Below are 16300 nucleotides of genomic sequence, written 5' to 3' on the forward strand. Positions count from 1 at the left end.
GAGGTTGCCGGTGAGGTAGCAGGCGATTGCACCCCTTACGAATTATCGTTTCCGCTAATTGATTTCGCCTGCGAGTCCGGATCGACCAGCTCCAGAAACTTTGCTGGAAGCCTTCTTTTTGCAAACGCAACCGTTTATGATCATGATGCTCATCCGGCTGAATCGAGGTGGATCTCATGCATCACACCGCTACGCCCCACATCGCCACCGCAATAGCTCTCGTCGGCGCAGGCATCATCGCGACCACTCCCATGACCGCGCCACCGCCTCCGGATTTGCATCCAATGAAGATCGCTACCGTCCAAGACGTTGAGCTAACGAGCTTGAGCAGTGCACTTGTGGGAGTCATCGAAGGACTCAGGACCACCGTCGACACAGGTGCGGCCTCGGTGGAAACCGGCCTGGAGCAGACGTGGTCGACGCAATATCTGGCGGTGAAAGGCCTTATCGCCGACGGCCAGAGCATCAACACCGCGATCACCACCGCAGTCGAATCGGCCGCAGGCGCCATCCCCGTCGTCGGACCCGTGTTGGTCACCGTCATCGACACCCCCCGCAGCGTCGTCCCCCAAGGGCTGGCGACGCTCGACGTGGTCTACCGAATCGGCACGCAGTTGGCGTTCGGCGCTGTCGAATTCGTCCCCCTCGAGGCAGCGAATGTCACCGATGTTGTCGCCAAGACGGTGATCGGTCTGCTCAACGCGGTGCCGGCACCGTTGGCCGTCGCGTCGACCACCAGTGCGCCGCTGAAGACCACCGCCGCGAGCAGCGTGGGCAGCAACACTGGAACAGAGACCACCCCGGTTGCTAAGCCGGGTACCCGTGCGGCCAAGGCTGTTTCCGCTGCCGCGACCGCCGCCAACAAGGCGTTCTCCCATGCCGTTTCGAGCGCCTTGAGCGGGCTGCACCCACCGAAAAAGAAGAAGTCCGCCGCAACCAACACGGTCACGACCGCATCGCCTTCGGACACGAGCGGCGATACCAAGTCGTCGGACGGCGCTGACAACACCGGTTCGTCGAAGTAGCTAGGACGTCGGCGCCGCAGAGGCTGTGGCGTTGCTCTGCAGAATGTCGTTGTGACAGTCCAGGTGCGTCTGGCCGGTCTGCTCCATGCACACCAGCACCGGTGCCTCCGTCTCCGACGGATACACCTCGTCGTTGGGCCCCGCGGTGGCGGTGGGGCTGGAGATCTCCCCCGGATATTTCGACCAGATCGTGTCATCGGTGGTCGACAGGTGCGCGCAGTACGCCGGGACGCCTGCTTCGGTGATGCCTGCGGCGCCCAACGTCGCACACTTGGCGCCGACCACCACCACCGGCAGCGTGACATTGCCAGGCGCCGCGGAGTGCCCACGCGTCCGGTCGAAAACGACGAAACCGACTGCGGCAAGGGCGATCACGACGAGGCCGGCCGCGACACCGATCATCACGCGCCGCCGCGGTCGGCTCTGCTTCTGCCCGTTCCTGGCGTGCCGCGGGCCCGTCGTCGGGATTGCCAACTTCGTCGCATCCGCGTTGAGATTCTGTTCGTCGGCGCCGATGTGATGCGCCAGCGCGCGGGCGAAGTCGATGCACTTGTCGTAGCGGTCGCGCGGCGACTTCGCGAGCGCCTTGTCGAAGACCGGGCCGAGGCCCGCCAATTCCGGCCGTCGCTTCCCGATTTTGGGCGGGTCGGCCGTCAAGTGCTGACTGATCACCACGGCCGGGTTGGAATGCTGGAACGGCGGTGTGCCAGTGAGTAATTGGAACGCGGTGGCCGCCAGCGCATACTGATCGGCACGGCCGTCGATCTCTTCGCCCTTGAGTTGCTCAGGGGCAGAGTACGCGACGGTGCCCACGGTCATGTTGGTGCCGGTCAGCGTGCTCGACTCATCGATCCACCGAGCAATCCCGAAGTCCGCCAACATGATCCGCGCGCCGTCGGCATCGTCGTCGGTCATCAGGATGTTGGCCGGCTTCACGTCGCGATGCAGCAGGCCTTTGGAATGAGCGTAGTCGAGCGCTCCTGCGACCGCCGTCACGATCCGGGCGACCTCGTCGGGCGGCATACCCTCCTGGTAGCTCTCGGCCAGCAGTCGCCCCGCGTCGGTGCCCTCGACGTAATCCATCGAGATCCACAGCTGTCCGTCGACGTCGCCGCGGTCGTGTACCTCGACGATGTGCGGGTGCCACAGCGTGGCTGCGATATCGGCTTCGCGGTTGAACCGCTGCCGGTACTCGCTTTCGGAACACACCGACGCCGAGAGCACCTTGAGCGCGTCGCGGCGCGGCAATCGCGGATGCTGGGCCAGGTAGACCTCGCCCATCCCGCCAGCGCCCAGCGATCGCAGGATCGTGTACCCCGCGATCACCTCGCCTTCGGCTAGCGGCATGGGCGCATCTTAATCGCCGGTTTAGAGCGGCGTGAGACCGTGCTTGCGTTGCACTTTGGTCAGATTCTGCTTGTCCCGCAACAGCCGCAGCGACTTGCGCAGCAGCAGCCGCGTCTCGTGCGGTTGGATGACGCCGTCGATGTAGCCGCGCTCGGCGGCGATCCACGGCGTTGCCATGTTCAGGTTGTAGCCCTCGATGAAGTCGTCGCGGATCTTCTGCACCTCGGGCGCGGTCGGATCGGGGAACCGTTTCACCAGCAGCTGGGCGGCGCCCTCGGCGCCGATCACGGCGATCCGCGCGGTGGGCCATGCGAAGTTGAGGTCCGCCGACAACTGCTTGGACCCCATGACCGCGTATCCGCCGCCGTAAGCCTTGCGCACGATGATGGTCACCTTGGGCACGTCGGCTTCCACGATGGCGTTGAAGAACCGGCCACCGCGCTTGATGATGCCGCCCTTCTCCTCCTCGACACCCGGCATCGCGCCAGGGGTGTCGACGACGAACACCAGCGGCAAATTGAACGAGTCGCAGAACCGAATGAACCCGGCGGCCTTGTCGGATGCCTCGTTGCCCACCGCGCCGGACATGTGCATCGGCTGATTGGCGATCACACCGACCGGATGGCCGTCGACGCGGGCGAACGCGGTGATCATGGACGGGCTGCGCTGCTCGGCGATTTCGAAGACGTCACCGTCGTCGAAGATCCGCAGGAGGATCTCGTGCATGTCATAGGCCATGTTGTCGCTGTCCGGCACGATCGTGTCGAGTTCGTAGTCGTGCGGGGTCAGCTCCGGCTCCAGCCCGGGGTTGATGATCGGCGGGTCATCGAAATGGTTGGCAGGCAGGAAGCTCAGGTAGTCGCGCACATACTGGTAGGCCGCGGCCTCCGAGTCGACCACCTTGTGAATGTTGCCGCGCTGCGCCTGCACGTCGGCGCCACCGAGTTCGTCGAAGGTGACGTCCTCGCCGGTGACGTCCTTGATGACGTCCGGGCCGGTGATGAACATGTAGCCCTGATCGCGCACCGCGACCAGCAGGTCGGTCTGGATCGGCGAATAAACCGCGCCCCCAGCGCATTTCCCGAAAATCAGGGAAATCTCTGGAACGAGACCGCGCAGCATCTCATGGCGGCGGCCCAGCTCGGCATACCAGGCCAGGGAGGTCACCGCGTCCTGGATGCGGGCGCCTGCCGAGTCGTTGATGCCGATGATCGGGCAGCCGACCATCGCCACCCACTCCATCAGCTTCGCGACCTTGCGGCCGAACATCTCGCCGACCGAGCCCTGGAACACCGTCTGGTCGTGGCTGAAGACGCCAACGGGCCGACCGTCGATCGTGGCGTGACCGGTGACCACGCCGTCGCCGAACAACGCGTTGGGATCACCGGGCGTCTTGGCCAGCGCACCGATCTCCAGGAAGCTGCCGGGGTCGACCAGCGCTTCGATGCGGGCCCGGGCGCTGGGGATGCCCTTCTTCTCCCGCTTGGCGACGGCCTTCTCGCCGCCGGGTTCCTTGGCCAGCTCGAGCTTCTCGCGGAGTTCGGCCAGCAGCGCCGCGGTGGTTCGATTGGTCACTTGGCCTGCTTCTCCTCGGCGTGGATGCGGTCGATCGCCTCGCTCATATGCGCCCCGACCTTCGCAATGTACGGCTCATCGATGGCCTGGATGTGCTCACCCCCGATGTGCACGATCTCCAGGTCCGAGACGAACTCGCCCCAGCCGCCGTCGGGCTGGCGGATGGCGTAACGCGGCTCGAAGAAGATCGCGTCGTCGTGGTAGCGGTCGGCCATGTAGAGGGTGACGTGTCCGTCGTAGGGCTGGATCTCGGCCGTCTCGAGCAGCCGGTTGTCCAGGTAGGACGTCCGCTGGTGTTCGATGACGCCGCCGGGGATCTGGACGCCGCTTTCCTTGATCGCGTTCAGCACGAACTGGACCTGCCCGTCGTCGTCGAGATCCTCGAGCTGCTCGTACGGGATCGGCGGCACCTCGACGTTGAAGGTCCGCTCGGCGAACCGCGCGTAGCGGTCCCAACGGGCGCGCGTTTCCTCCTTGGTCTGCGGGATCTCCTCGCCGGGCCGGACCATGTCGATCAGCCCGACGAAGCGGACGTCGGCGCCCGCGCGCTTGAGGCCGATCGCGCACGCGTAGGCCAGCGCACCGCCAAGCGACCAGCCGACCAGGACGAACGGCCCGTTGCCGCCCAGCTCCAGCAGCTTCGGCAGATACTGCCGTGCGCGTTCCTCGACCGAGCCCTCGACTCGTTCGAAGCCGTACATCGGGGTGTCCTGCGGCAGCCGCTTCAGCAGCGGCTCGTACACCACCGTCGAGCCGCCGGCCGGATGGAAGACGAACACCGGCGTGCTGTCGGATCCCTCCTGCGGTGCACGCAGGGTGCGGACGAACCCGTCGATCTCACCGGCCTCGAGGTACTCGCGCACAATCGTGGCCAGCGCCTCGATCGTCGGCGAGTTCTTCACGTCATCGACGGTGATGGTTCCCTCGGCCCGTTCCGAAAGCCGTTGTGCCAGTTTCTCGGCGGTCGCGTCGTCGAGTGTGGGCAGTGCGTTGAAGATGCCGCCCGGCGACTTGCCGGTGACGATCGCCCACGTCGCGAACGTGACGCGCTCGGCGGCCTCACGCGGCGGCACATCGGCGCCGAGCGCCTCGGTGACGGCCTCCTGGGTCAGCACTCCCGCGGCCAGCGACGCGGCTGACGGCTGGTCCGGGCCCGCCGGATTGGACGGTGGCGGCGGCACGGCCGGCCCACTGGGATCGGTTGGGGGCGGCGGAATGTCGCTTGACCTGGCGGTGCCCGCACTGGTGAGCGCATCTTCGACCTCGGCCACAGTCGACGCGCCGCCCATCAACTGAGCCTGTTCGGCGGCGATCTCCTCAGGCGTCAATTCCTTCTGATGCTCGGCGAGCTGCTCGACCTCATCGCGGTGCTCGATCGCGTACTCGATCAGCTTCTCCACCGCGTAAAGGTTCGCGTCCCGCACCGCGGTCAGCTGAATCGGCGGCAGGTCGAAGTCGTACTCGACACGGTTCTTGATCCGCACCGCCATCAGCGAGTCGAGGCCGAGTTCGATCAGCGGCACCTCCCACGGCAGGTCCTCGGGCTCGTAGCCCATCGCACCGCCGACGATCGTGCCAAGCCGGTCACGCACGGTCTCGCCGGAATCAGGCGACCACTTGGCAAAGCCTGCACCGAGATTCGCGCCCTGCGTCAGGTTGTCCTGCAGGATCTCCGCACTGTCCGGTTCTTCCTCGACGACGGACGTTGCGGTAGGCGCCGCGACCGCGACTCCTGCACCCACCGCGGCAGGCAGTGGCGCGGCCTGGCCACCGCGAGTGACGACCGCGTCGTAGACCAACGTGAAGGACTCGTCGATGCGGGCGTGCACCTGAACCGTCGCTCCGCCGGGGTGGCGCGTCAACGTCGTCACCAGTCGCGCGCCCTCGCCGGGCACCGCGCGCTGTTCGAACGCCGTCAGCTTCGCATCCGGAATAACCTGTGCCGCAGCGGCTTTCACCAATGCACCGAGGTCGGGCTGGCCCTTCGGAGCGAACTCCCAGACATGGCGACCGTCGGGTGTGGCGACGTGGTTGCCGGGCATCATCACTGAGCTGTCGCCGGTGAACTTCGCGTCCAGCCAGTGCGACTTGCGGCGGAAGCGGGTTGGCGGAATATTCGCATATTCACCGCGCTGGAAAAGCGTCCGGAAGTCCAGATCGTGACCGTGCACGAACAACTGCGCCAAGGCCGACGTCATCGAGTCGACCTCGTCCTGCTTGCGCGCCAGCGTCGCGATCAGCTGCGCGTCGTGCAGCCCCGCAGCCGCGGTGGTCAGGCCAACCTGCATGAGCGCCACCGGATTTGGTGCCAGCTCGAGGAAAGTGGTGTGGCCGTTGTCGACGGCATTGCGAACGCCCTGGGTGAAGTAGACGCTGTGGCGCAGCCCTTTCTTCCAGTACTCCACGTCGTGGATCGCCTCGCCGAGACGGAGGTATTTGCCCTCGTGCACCGTCGAGAAGTAGCCGATGGTGATCGGATGCGGCTGGATGCCCTGCAGTTCGGCGGCGAGCTCACCGAGCAGCGGATCCATCTGCGAGGTGTGGCTGGCGCCCTTCGTCTGCATCTTGCGCGCGAACTTGCCTTCCTGCTCGCAGCGCTCGATTATCGCGTCCACCTGGTCGGGTGGACCGCCGATGACGGTCTGGGTGGGCGCGGCGTACACGCACACCTCGAGGTCCTTGAAGTCGGCGAACACCGTCTCGATCTCCTCGGCCGAATACTCGACCAGGGCCATCAGCCGGATCCATTCGCCGAACAGCATCGCCTCGCCTTCACCCATCAGATGCGCACGCGCACAGATGGCCCGGGTGGCATCCTCGAGCGACAGGCCGCCTGCGAAATATGCCGCGGCCGCCTCGCCAAGCGACTGTCCCACCACCGCAGCCGGTTTCGCGCCGTGATGCTTGAGGAGCTCGCCGAGCGCGATCTGCAGAGCGAAGATCACTGTCTGGACTACTTCGATCGGGTAGTCGCAGGTCTCGTTGGTGTAGTCGATCCGGTCATCGAGGATCAGCTCGACGATCGAGTAGCCACGTTCATCCTGGATCAGCGCGTCGACCTTGTTGATCCACTGCGCGAAGGTCTCGTTGCGCAGATAGAGGTTCTTGCCCATCTTGCGGTGCTGCGCACCGAATCCCGCGAGCACCCACACGGGCCCGTTGGTGACTGGTCCGTCGGCGGTGAACACGTTGGGGTTCTGCTTGCCGTCGGCCAGCGCGCGCAGACCCTTGATGGCCTCGTCGTGGTCGTGGGCGAGCACGACCGCGCGCGAGCGACCGTGGTTGCGCCGCGACAGCGATCGACCGATCGACTCCAGCGAGGACGCGCGGCCCTCGGGGCTGTCGATCCAGTCGGCCAACTCGGCTGCGGTCGCCTTCTTACGGGACGTCAGGAAGCCTGAAACCGCGAGCGGCACAACGGGAGTGGGCTGCTCGGAAGCCTCGAGCTCCTCGCGGGCGACCTCGATCAGGCGCAGCGCCTCGTCGGTGAGGCCCGGCAGGTCCGGCTCGTCATCGGCGACGCGAGCGGGCCGGTCAAGGCCATCGCCATCATCTTCTGCGGAGTCGATGAACTCGCCGTACTCGTCCATGCGCACGCCGCCGACGTACACGGCGTCCGCGTCGGATTGCTCCGCTTTTTCGGGCTCGGCCTGCGACTGCGGTTCCGGCTCAACGAGATCCGACGGCAACACCTCACGCAGCACCATGTGCGCGTTGGCGCCGCCGAAGCCGAAGCCTGACACACCGGCGATCGCGTGACCGCTGTAGCGCGGCCAGTCGGTAACGGTGTCGGCGACCTTCAGCCGGACAGCTTCGAAGTCGATGTACGGGTTGGGACCTGAGTAGTTGATCGACGGCGGAATCTTGTCGTTCTTCAGCGCCAATGCCATCTTCGCAAGGCTGGCGGCGCCTGCGGCCGACTCCAGGTGGCCCACATTGGATTTCACCGCACCGAGCAGCGCCGGCTTGTCTGCCGGACGGCCCCTGCCGACGACGCGGCCGAGCGCGTCGGCCTCGATCGGGTCACCGAGGATGGTGCCGGTGCCGTGCGCCTCGATGTAGTCGACGTCGCGGGGGTTGATGCCCGCGTCCTTGTATGCCGTGCGCAGCACCTCGGCTTGCGCATCCGGGTTCGGCGCCAGCAGCCCGTTGGACCGGCCGTCATGATTGACCGCGCTGCCAGCGATGACCGCCAAGATCTCGTCGCCGTCGCGTCGCGCGTCAGAGAGTCGTTTGAGCACGAGCATGCCGCCGCCCTCAGAGCGCGCGTAGCCGTCAGCGTCCTTCGAGAACGACTTGATCCGGCCGTCCGGCGCCAGCACACCGCCGACCTCGTCGAACCCGATCGTGACCAGCGGGGTGATCAGCGCGTTGACGCCGCCGACCACTGCCACGTCGGCCTCGCCCGAGCGCAGCGCCGCGACACCCTGGTGTGCGGCCACCAACGAACTCGAGCATGCGGTGTCGATGGCCATCGACGGGCCGCGGAAGTCGTAGAAGTAGGACACCCGGTTGGCGATGATCGAGCTCGTGGTCCCGGTGATCGCGTACGGATGCGCGATCGACGGGTCCGAGACGCTCAGGAAGCTGTAGTCGTTGTTCGAAGCCCCGATGTAGACACCGACGCGCTCGCCGCGCAGGCTCGATGCCGGGATGCGCGCGTTTTCCAGTGCCTCCCAGGTCAATTCGAGGGCCATCCGCTGCTGCGGATCGACGTTGTCGGCCTCCATCTTCGATAGCGTGAAGAACTCGGCGTCGAAACCCTTGATGTCAGAGAGGTAGCCGCCGCGGGTGCGGGCCTTCGCCACGCGTTCCGCGATCCGCGGCTCGTCGAGGAACTCCTCCCACCGGCCGGGGGGCAGATCGGTGATCGCGTCGCGGCCCTCGAGCAGCGCCTGCCACGTCTCGTCGGGGGTGTTCATGTCGCCGGGGAAGCGGGTGGCGATGCCCACGATAGCGATGTCGTCGACGTCGCGGGTGCGCGACCAGTCCTCACCGCTGTCGGACATGTCGACCTCGGGCTCGCCCTCGACGATCACGGTCGCCAACGACTCGATGGTCGGATGCCGGAACGCGACCGTCGCGGTCAGCGTCACACCGGTGAGGTCCTCGATGTCGCTGGCCATGGCGACCGCGTCACGTGACGACAGGCCGAGCTCGACCATCGGCGTCGCGTCGTTGATCGCATCGGGGGCCTGGCCGGTTGCGTTGGCGATCCAGTTGCGCAGCCACTCGCGCATCTCGGCGACCGTCATATCAGTACGCGCAGGCGTCAGCGGCTTCTCCGGCGCGAGCTGGAACTCCTGCTCGGCCGCGGGTTGCGAATCATCGTGTGTATCAGTCATTTTCACTTCACCTTCGATGGACGCTTCGATGGACCACGCGCCCGTCGTCCGCTGGTCATTTCTGCTCAGTCAGCAGTCAGTCCGTCTCGTCTGGGAACGCGTTGGCCACCTTGCCGCTGCGCAGACTTCCGTCCAGATACGCAGTACGGCAGGCGCGCCTGCCGATCTTGCCGCTCGAGGTCCGGGGAATCGCGCCTGCAGGAGTGAGCAGCACGTCGCGCACGGTCACGCCGTGGCGCACCGCGATCGCCGCGCGGATGTCGTCGGCGATGGGACCCATCTCCAGCTTGTGTGCACCGGGGGCGCGCTCTCCGACGATCACCAACTGCTCGGACGTGTCGTTCGGGTCGCGCTTGAGGCCGGCGTGTGCGTTCTCGAAAACCGCGTCGGGCAACTGGTTCGCGGGTACCGAGAAGGCCGCGACGTAGCCGACTCGCAGCGCCTTGGTCGCCTCCTGCGCGGAGTACTCGAGGTCCTGCGGGTAGTGGTTGCGGCCGTCGATGATCACCAAATCCTTTGTGCGGCCGGTGATGTAGAGCTCACCCTTGTGATAAGCGCCGAGGTCGCCGGTGCGCACCCACGTCGCGTCGTCGGTCGCGCCTTCGGCGTGCGACGGGTTGGTCCGCGACTTCAGGATGTTCTGGAACGTCGCGACCGTCTCCTCGGGCTTGCCCCAGTAGCCGGTGCCCATGTTCTGGCCGCTGATCCAGACCTCACCGATCTGACCGTCGGGAAGCTCGGTGGCGGTCTCCGCGTCGACGATGACGGCCCATTCGGCCACGCCGATCTTGCCTGCGCCTGCCTGCGCGACGGCCTTTGGCGAATCGGCTGAGACCTCGACGAAGGTGCCGGTGTTCAGCGCATCGCGGTCGACGTGGATGATGCTCGGCTCGGCGTCCATCGGTGTCGTCGACACGAACAGGGTGGCCTCGGCCAGGCCGTAGGACGGTTTGATGGCCTGCGGCTTGAATCCGTACGGGGCGAACGCGTCGTTGAACCGGTTCACGGTGGCGGCCGAGATCGGCTCACTGCCGTTGAGGATGCACTTCACCACGCTCAGGTCCAGGGGCGGTTCGTCGTCCTTGGGCAGGCCGCGGGCCGCGGCGTGATCGAACGCGAAGTTCGGCGCGACCGAGATGACGCCGCCGGTGTCATCGGGTTTGCGCGACATCTCCCGCAGCCACCTGCTGGGCCTGCGGACGAATGCGGCCGGCGTCATGAACGTGAAATGGTGCCCGATCATCGGCGCGAGCATGGCCGTGATGAGGCCCATGTCGTGGAAGAACGGCAGCCACGAGCAGCCCCGGTCACCTTCCTGACCATCGAGGGCCTCGATGACCTGAACGATGTTGGTGGCGAGGTTGAGGTGGGTGATCTGCACGCCGGTCGGGATGCGGGTCGAGCCCGAGGTGTACTGCAGGTAGGCGATGGTGTCCTCGGTGACGTCCTCCACGGGCACCCAGGTGGCGCCGACCTCGTCGGGCACTGCGTCGACGGCGATGACGCGGGGCCGCTCCTTGGCAGGCCGGGTGCGGAAGAACTTGCGCACGCCCTCGGCGGCTTCGGTGGTGGTCAGGATCGCGGAGGGCTGGCAGTCGTCGAGCACGGCGTGCAGCCGGCCGACGTGACCGGGCTCGGAGGGGTCGAACAGTGGTACCGCGATGCGACCCGAATAGATGGTGCCGTACATCGCGACCACGTAGTGGAGATTCTGCGGGCAGAGGATGGCCACCCGGTCACCCGGCTGGGTGACCTGCTGCAGCCGGGCGGCGAGCGCGCGGTTGCGGGCACCGAAGTCCGCCCAGTTCAGGTCGCGGGCCACACCGTCGCGCTCGACAGAGAAGTCGAGGAAGCGGTAGGCGAGCTTGTCGCCGCGAACCTTGGCCCACTTCTCAACGTGCTTGACCAAGCTGCCGTTGTCCGGGAACTTGATCAGTCCGTCTTTGAGAAACGGGTTATGGAAGGCCATCGCACTCTCCTGTCAAAGCCACGCTCACTGCGAAGCCGCTTGCGCTCTTGTCGGCGGGACGCCGCAGACGCTGGACCTCAGCCGCGCGAACCCTAAACCCCGAAGATCCTACCGGGGAGTAGGCGCTCACCGCCTTTAAGGGCTCTGGCCTGCGGATTCAGCCCGGCTTCCGACCACCGCTCTTACTTTTTTCTTAATGTTAGGCGACCTGTTGGCACACGCCAAATCGCCCTCGGTCACATGTCAGCCATGTTTTGGGTGCGGAGCGTTATCGATCACGTTCTGCGCCCAGCCCAGTGTCCACTGCGTGGACGTCGCACCGTCGAGATTCCAGAACTCGGGCGTGGCGTACAGCGCATGCACCGGCGCGCCGCCGCCGCCGGTCAGCACCTGAAGCGTCCTCGGCAGCTCGGTGATGCTGAACGCGGACTCCGGCGCCGCACAGATCAGGTCACCCTTCGCGCAGATCTCGTTGGTGCGGTCGTTGAGCATGCCGAATCCGCCGGGCCGCGCGCCCGTCATCGTCAGGCCCATCGCCGACAGCGTCGGGACCTCCTGCAGCGTGATCTCGGCGCCCTGGCCGTCGGGGTTGGGGCCGATGTCCTGACCGACGTTGTCCTGACGACGTCCGTCGGCGATCAGTGTCACGCCGAGCACGAGATCCTCGTCGACCGGCCCCCTGCCGTTGCCGACGTCACTGGCGATGTCGCCGGCGATCACCGCGCCCTGCGAGAACCCGGCCAGCACGTAACTGGTCAGCGGGCACCGGTTGTTCATATCCGTGATCGCCTTGACGGCGCCGCGGGTGCCCTCGGCGCGGCTGTCGTTGTAGGACATCTGCTGATCGGCAGACAGCGGATTGTGGAACTGCGCGGTGTAGGGAACCGTGAAGATCTCCACCCGGTCGTTGCCGAACTGCGAACGCAGCGGGTTGGTCACCTTCGACATCAACGAGTTCGGAAACTGGTTGGGGTTGAAGGGATCGTCGGTCGGGGAAGATTCCCACGTCCCGGGTATCGACACCATCATCACGTCGGGGCAGCTCGCGTCCTGGAACTCGGGGCGCGGCTTTTTCGGCGCCGTTGGCACGCCGGTGGGCGGCACCGCGGTCGGCGGCAGAGCAGTCTGCGGCGTCTCCGGTTTGCGCAGCACGACGATCACGATCGCCACGATCAGCACGACGACGAGCGCCATCGCCCCGGCTGCAACGAGCGCGAGTATCCGGTGGCGATTCCGCCGGTTGGTCTTTGGCATCTGTTTGTTTCCTGCTAGCAGAGTTTGTCGGTTGCGATCCGAATGTAGTCAGCGGTCGCCGCATCAACCTCATCGGCAGAGGGCACGGCGGAGCTCATGTGTGCGGTGCGCACGTCGCCGCGCACCAGCGGCACAACGACATCCCACACCGCCTGATCACTCTGCTTGGCGGCGCGGGCCTGGCACACATAGGACCCGATGCGCAGGGCCATCAGGTCGCTCGACGGCTTGACTCCCGCGGCGTTCAGCGAGTCGAGGTAGGCGCGCTGCTGGCCGGTGACGACCATTGCGTTGGTATCACCCTGCGGTTGCTCGGGGGCGGGCGCGGTCTGCGATACCGGCATGCCGACGGTTGCCATCACGTCATCGGCGACGGAGCATCCAGTCAGCAGGGCCGCCGACGAAGCGACAAGCAACGTGGTCGCCGAGCAACCAAAAAAGGTTGCTAGACACCTCGGTCGTCGTTCGGCGTGCAGCACTCCTCCAAGGTACCGGCTGCCGCTGAGCGAACCGGTCGACCGAGATCGTGCCTACTTGATCGTGGCGGCGAGTTCGCCCGACATCGCGCCGAGCTGACCCGACCAGGTACCCCAGTCGTGTTGAGGGCCGTCGGGGAAGTCGAAGTGCCCGTTGTGCCCGCCGACGTTGCGGTAGTGCTGGTAGAACGTGCGGTTACTGCCCTGGGCCTGATCGCAGTAGCCGATCATCGCGGCGGGGTCGCTGCAGCTCAGCGTCGACGGGCTCATCACCCACAGCCGTGTGTTGTTGTCCGCAAGCAGCTGCACGTGCACGTCGGGGTCGTGCCACTTCCACCGGCCCAGCTGTGGCAATCCCCACATATTGCGGGTGTCGACGCCGCCGAACTGCGCCAGCCCAGCGGTGATTGCGCCGTTGGTATAGGTGTTGGACGGGGTGAGGAACCCCGACAGCGAGCCGGCGAAGCGGTAGCGGTCGGGATGGAACGTCGCGATCGTCAGCGCACCCGTGCCGCCCTGGGCGGCGCCGACGATGCCGTGTCCGCCCGGCGCCAGGCCCTTGTTGGCGGCCAGCCAGTCGGGCAGCTCGTTGGCCAGGAAGGTCTCCCATTGCATGGAGCCGTCCTGCTCCCAGTCGGTGTAGAGGCTCCACGCGCCGCCTGCAGGTGCGGCCACCGAGATGCCCTTGCCCGCGAGCGTGTTCATCGCGTTGCCTGCCGTCACCCAGTTGCTGACGTCCGGCGCGGCATTGAACGCGTCGAGGAGGACGACCATATGCGGGCCACCGGCCTGGAAGGCGACGGGGATGTCGCGGCCCATGGCAGCCGAAGGGACCATCAGCATTTCGACCTGGGCGCTGGCGGTCGGTGCTGTGGCGGTCCACAGTCCCGCGGCAAGCACAACGGTCAAGAGCGCTCTTACCCACCCACGCATAAAGCCCACCTCACGTCGCATTGGTCCCCGCCGGAGGTAGTGAATCATATTGACGGGACAGGGCGCTCCCGAAACGAGCACGGCGGCGACCCCCGAGGGGATCGCCGCCGTCGAACGTATTGCTGTTGCGATTAGCCGCCGTTGGTGGCTGCGGCGGCCTGGGCCGCCGGAGCCGCTTGCGGCGTTGCGCCGAGCACCCGCTGGATGTCGGGCTTCATCTGCTGCAGCTGCTGACCCCAGTAAGGCCAGTCGTGCACGCCGTCGGACGGGAAGTTGAACACGCCGTTGCGACCGCCGGCGGCGAGATAGTTCTCCTGGAACGTCTTGTTCGTGCGGAGAGTGAAGCCCTCCAGGAACTTGGCGTTGAACAGGTTGCCCGCCGACAGACCCGCGCTCAGGTCGTTCGGGGTGCCGTTACCGCAGTACACCCAGATGCGGGTGTTGTTGGCGACCAGCGTCGACATCTGCACCATCGGATCGTTGCGCTTCCATGCGCTGTTCGCGTCCTCGGTCTTGCCCCACATGTCGTCGGCCTTGTAGCCGCCTGCGTCACCCATCGAGATGTTGACCAGCATCGGCCACCAACCCTCGGACAGGTTCAGGAAGCCGGACAGCGAAGCCGCGTACGGGAACTGCTCCGGGTGGTAGATCGCCAGCGTCAGCGCTGCCGAACCTGCCATCGAAAGACCGACAACGGCGCTGCCGGTCGGCTTGACCTGCTTCTGAGAAGCGAGGTATGCGGGCAGCTCCTGAGTCAGGAACGTCTCCCACTTGTAGGTCTGGCAGGCGCCGGTCTTCTTGCTGCACGCAGGCGAATACCAGTCGCTGTAGAAGCTGGACTGGCCGCCGACCGGCATGACCACCGAAAGGCCCGAGTTGAGGTACCACTCAAAGGCCGCGGTGTTGATGTCCCAGCCGTTGAAGTCATCCTGTGCGCGCAGACCATCGAGCAGGTACACGGCCGGTGAATTCGGCCCGCCGCTCTGGAACTGCACCTTGATATCGCGTCCCATCCCCGCTGACGGAACCTGGAGGTACTCGACCGGCAGACCCGGACGAGAGAAAGCCCCCGCAGTCGCCGAGCCGCCGACGACACCTACGAGGCCGGGCAACACGGCGGCGGCCATGGCCGCAATCGTGAGCCGACGCACCCAGGCGCCGCGCATCTTCCCAACGAACTTCATGCTTCTACCTATCCCATCTGTCGAATGCCGCACAGCAGACACGAGGCGCCGTGCCCGTGCAGTCAACCACAACTTGCTGTCATCCCTCTATTCAGCGTGTATTGTCCCTGGTCGCTCCTCACCCGTTGAGGGTCGCGATCAGGTCTGGTTTCAGTGACATCAACTGCTGACCCCAGTACGGCCACGCGTGGTTACCCGCGGTTGGAAATACAAAGGTGGCGTTGTTGCCTCCGGCCTTGGCGTAGGCCTCCTGAAAGTCCTTGTTGCTCTTCAGCGCCATGCCTTCGAGGCTGTCTGCGTTGAATTGCTGATTCGGATCGGGGTTCGTATTGACGGGGCTGTTACCACCGGGCGCGCAGTAGATCCACAGCCTCGTTCCGTTGCCGACGATGCGCGTCACCTGCTGGATCGGGTCGTTGCGTTTCCACGCGGAATCCCAAGGCGCGCCCCACATGTTGTCGACGTTGTAGCTGCCCGCATCCAGCATCGCGACGCGGATGGCCTGCTGCATCAACAGCGCCGAAGGGTTCAAGAAGCCCGACAACGACGCGGCGTATTTGAACTGTGACGGGTGGTATGCGGACAGAATCAGCGCCGCACCACCCGACATCGACAGTCCGACAACGCCGTTGCCCGTCATCGAGATCTGCTTGTTGGTCGCCAGCCACTGCGGAAGCTCAGTTGTGAGAAACGTCTCCCACTTATAGGTGTAGCCCTGGTTGTTGAAGCTCGACGGCGAATACCAGTCGGAATAGAAGCTGGACTGCCCGCCGACGGGCATCACCACCGCAACGCCGGAGTTGTAAAACCACTCGAAAGCCGGGGTTTCGATATCCCAGCCGTTGTAGTCGTCACGTGCACGCATGCCGTCGAGCAGGTAGACAGCCTTGTTCGAGGCGGCGCCTGCGGGCTGGAACTGAACGCGGACGTTGCGGCCCATCGACGTCGAGTACACGTCGAGATATTCGACGGGCAGACCCTCACGCGAGAACGCGTTGGCGTGCGGGGTTCCGCCGACGACGACCAACAGCGCGGGCAGCGTCAGCAGCGCGGCGGTGACCGCAAGCAGGCGGCGAAGCCGAAAAGGCACAGCGTTGAGCGCCGATGGCCTGGGCATCTGTTGCTTCTACCGTCCGTTCACGTATGTACGCCGTAGCAACGGCGGTCTCGAGGTGGCTATCGCGCCAACATG

General features: G+C 65.8%; 10 protein-coding genes. 1 reads left to right on the forward strand and 9 read right to left on the reverse strand.

Annotation, left to right across the window (positions count from 1 at the left end; translation table 11 throughout):
* Window positions 1–176 precede the first annotated feature (176 nt).
* Window positions 177–1025, forward strand: a complete 849-nt coding sequence (locus tag J3E61_RS07815) for a hypothetical protein (protein ID WP_210083179.1) — start codon at window positions 177–179, stop codon at window positions 1023–1025.
* Here J3E61_RS07815 and J3E61_RS07820 read toward each other — a convergent pair whose 3' ends face one another.
* The 9 genes from J3E61_RS07820 to J3E61_RS07860 all read right to left on the reverse strand — a co-directional run bounded on the left by J3E61_RS07820 (window position 1026) and on the right by J3E61_RS07860 (window position 16225).
* Complete coding sequence (locus J3E61_RS07820) at window positions 1026–2372, reverse strand: serine/threonine protein kinase (protein WP_210083180.1); 1347 nt, start codon at window positions 2370–2372, stop codon at window positions 1026–1028.
* A 21-nt stretch (window positions 2373–2393) separates the two neighbouring features.
* Window positions 2394–3947: an acyl-CoA carboxylase subunit beta gene (locus J3E61_RS07825; protein ID WP_192724666.1), complete on the reverse strand. Its 1554-nt coding sequence runs from the start codon at window positions 3945–3947 to the stop codon at window positions 2394–2396.
* Window positions 3944–9202 (reverse strand): acyltransferase domain-containing protein, encoded by a 5259-nt coding sequence (locus tag J3E61_RS07830; RefSeq protein ID WP_210085471.1) that lies wholly within the window; start codon window positions 9200–9202, stop codon window positions 3944–3946. Before J3E61_RS07830 ends, J3E61_RS07825 begins: the two co-directional genes overlap by 4 nt.
* 166 nt (window positions 9203–9368) lie before the next feature.
* Complete coding sequence (gene fadD32, locus J3E61_RS07835) at window positions 9369–11261, reverse strand: a protein (protein ID WP_192724667.1); 1893 nt, start codon at window positions 11259–11261, stop codon at window positions 9369–9371.
* 243 nt (window positions 11262–11504) lie between these two features.
* Window positions 11505–12515, reverse strand: a complete 1011-nt coding sequence (locus J3E61_RS07840) for a cutinase family protein (RefSeq protein ID WP_210083181.1) — start codon at window positions 12513–12515, stop codon at window positions 11505–11507.
* A 14-nt stretch (window positions 12516–12529) separates the two neighbouring features.
* A complete protein-coding gene (locus tag J3E61_RS07845; protein ID WP_192724669.1) occupies window positions 12530–12994 on the reverse strand; it encodes a DUF732 domain-containing protein in 465 nt (154 codons plus the stop codon).
* 51 nt (window positions 12995–13045) lie between these two features.
* Window positions 13046–13924: an esterase family protein gene (locus J3E61_RS07850; RefSeq protein ID WP_192724670.1), complete on the reverse strand. Its 879-nt coding sequence runs from the start codon at window positions 13922–13924 to the stop codon at window positions 13046–13048.
* A gap of 131 nt (window positions 13925–14055) precedes the next feature.
* Complete coding sequence (locus J3E61_RS07855) at window positions 14056–15108, reverse strand: esterase family protein (RefSeq protein ID WP_192724671.1); 1053 nt, start codon at window positions 15106–15108, stop codon at window positions 14056–14058.
* A gap of 118 nt (window positions 15109–15226) precedes the next feature.
* Window positions 15227–16225, reverse strand: a complete 999-nt coding sequence (locus tag J3E61_RS07860; protein ID WP_210083182.1) for an esterase family protein — start codon at window positions 16223–16225, stop codon at window positions 15227–15229.
* Between the last annotated feature and the right edge of the window lie 75 nt (window positions 16226–16300).

This window comes from Mycobacterium sp. OAE908 (assembly GCF_017872775.1).
In the GTDB taxonomy this organism is placed as follows: domain Bacteria; phylum Actinomycetota; class Actinomycetes; order Mycobacteriales; family Mycobacteriaceae; genus Mycobacterium.

Coding starts and splice junctions, on each gene's coding strand:
- J3E61_RS07815 (WP_210083179.1), top strand. CDS start 177: ATGCATCACACCGCTACGCCCCACATCGCCACCGCAATAGCTCTCGTC.
- J3E61_RS07820 (WP_210083180.1), bottom strand. CDS start 2,372: ATGCCGCTAGCCGAAGGCGAGGTGATCGCGGGGTACACGATCCTGCGA.
- J3E61_RS07830 (WP_210085471.1), bottom strand. CDS start 9,202: ATGACGGTCGCCGAGATGCGCGAGTGGCTGCGCAACTGGATCGCCAAC.
- fadD32 (WP_192724667.1), bottom strand. CDS start 11,261: ATGGCCTTCCATAACCCGTTTCTCAAAGACGGACTGATCAAGTTCCCG.
- J3E61_RS07840 (WP_210083181.1), bottom strand. CDS start 12,515: ATGCCAAAGACCAACCGGCGGAATCGCCACCGGATACTCGCGCTCGTT.
- J3E61_RS07850 (WP_192724670.1), bottom strand. CDS start 13,924: ATGCGTGGGTGGGTAAGAGCGCTCTTGACCGTTGTGCTTGCCGCGGGA.
- J3E61_RS07855 (WP_192724671.1), bottom strand. CDS start 15,108: ATGAAGTTCGTTGGGAAGATGCGCGGCGCCTGGGTGCGTCGGCTCACG.
- J3E61_RS07860 (WP_210083182.1), bottom strand. CDS start 16,225: ATGCCCAGGCCATCGGCGCTCAACGCTGTGCCTTTTCGGCTTCGCCGC.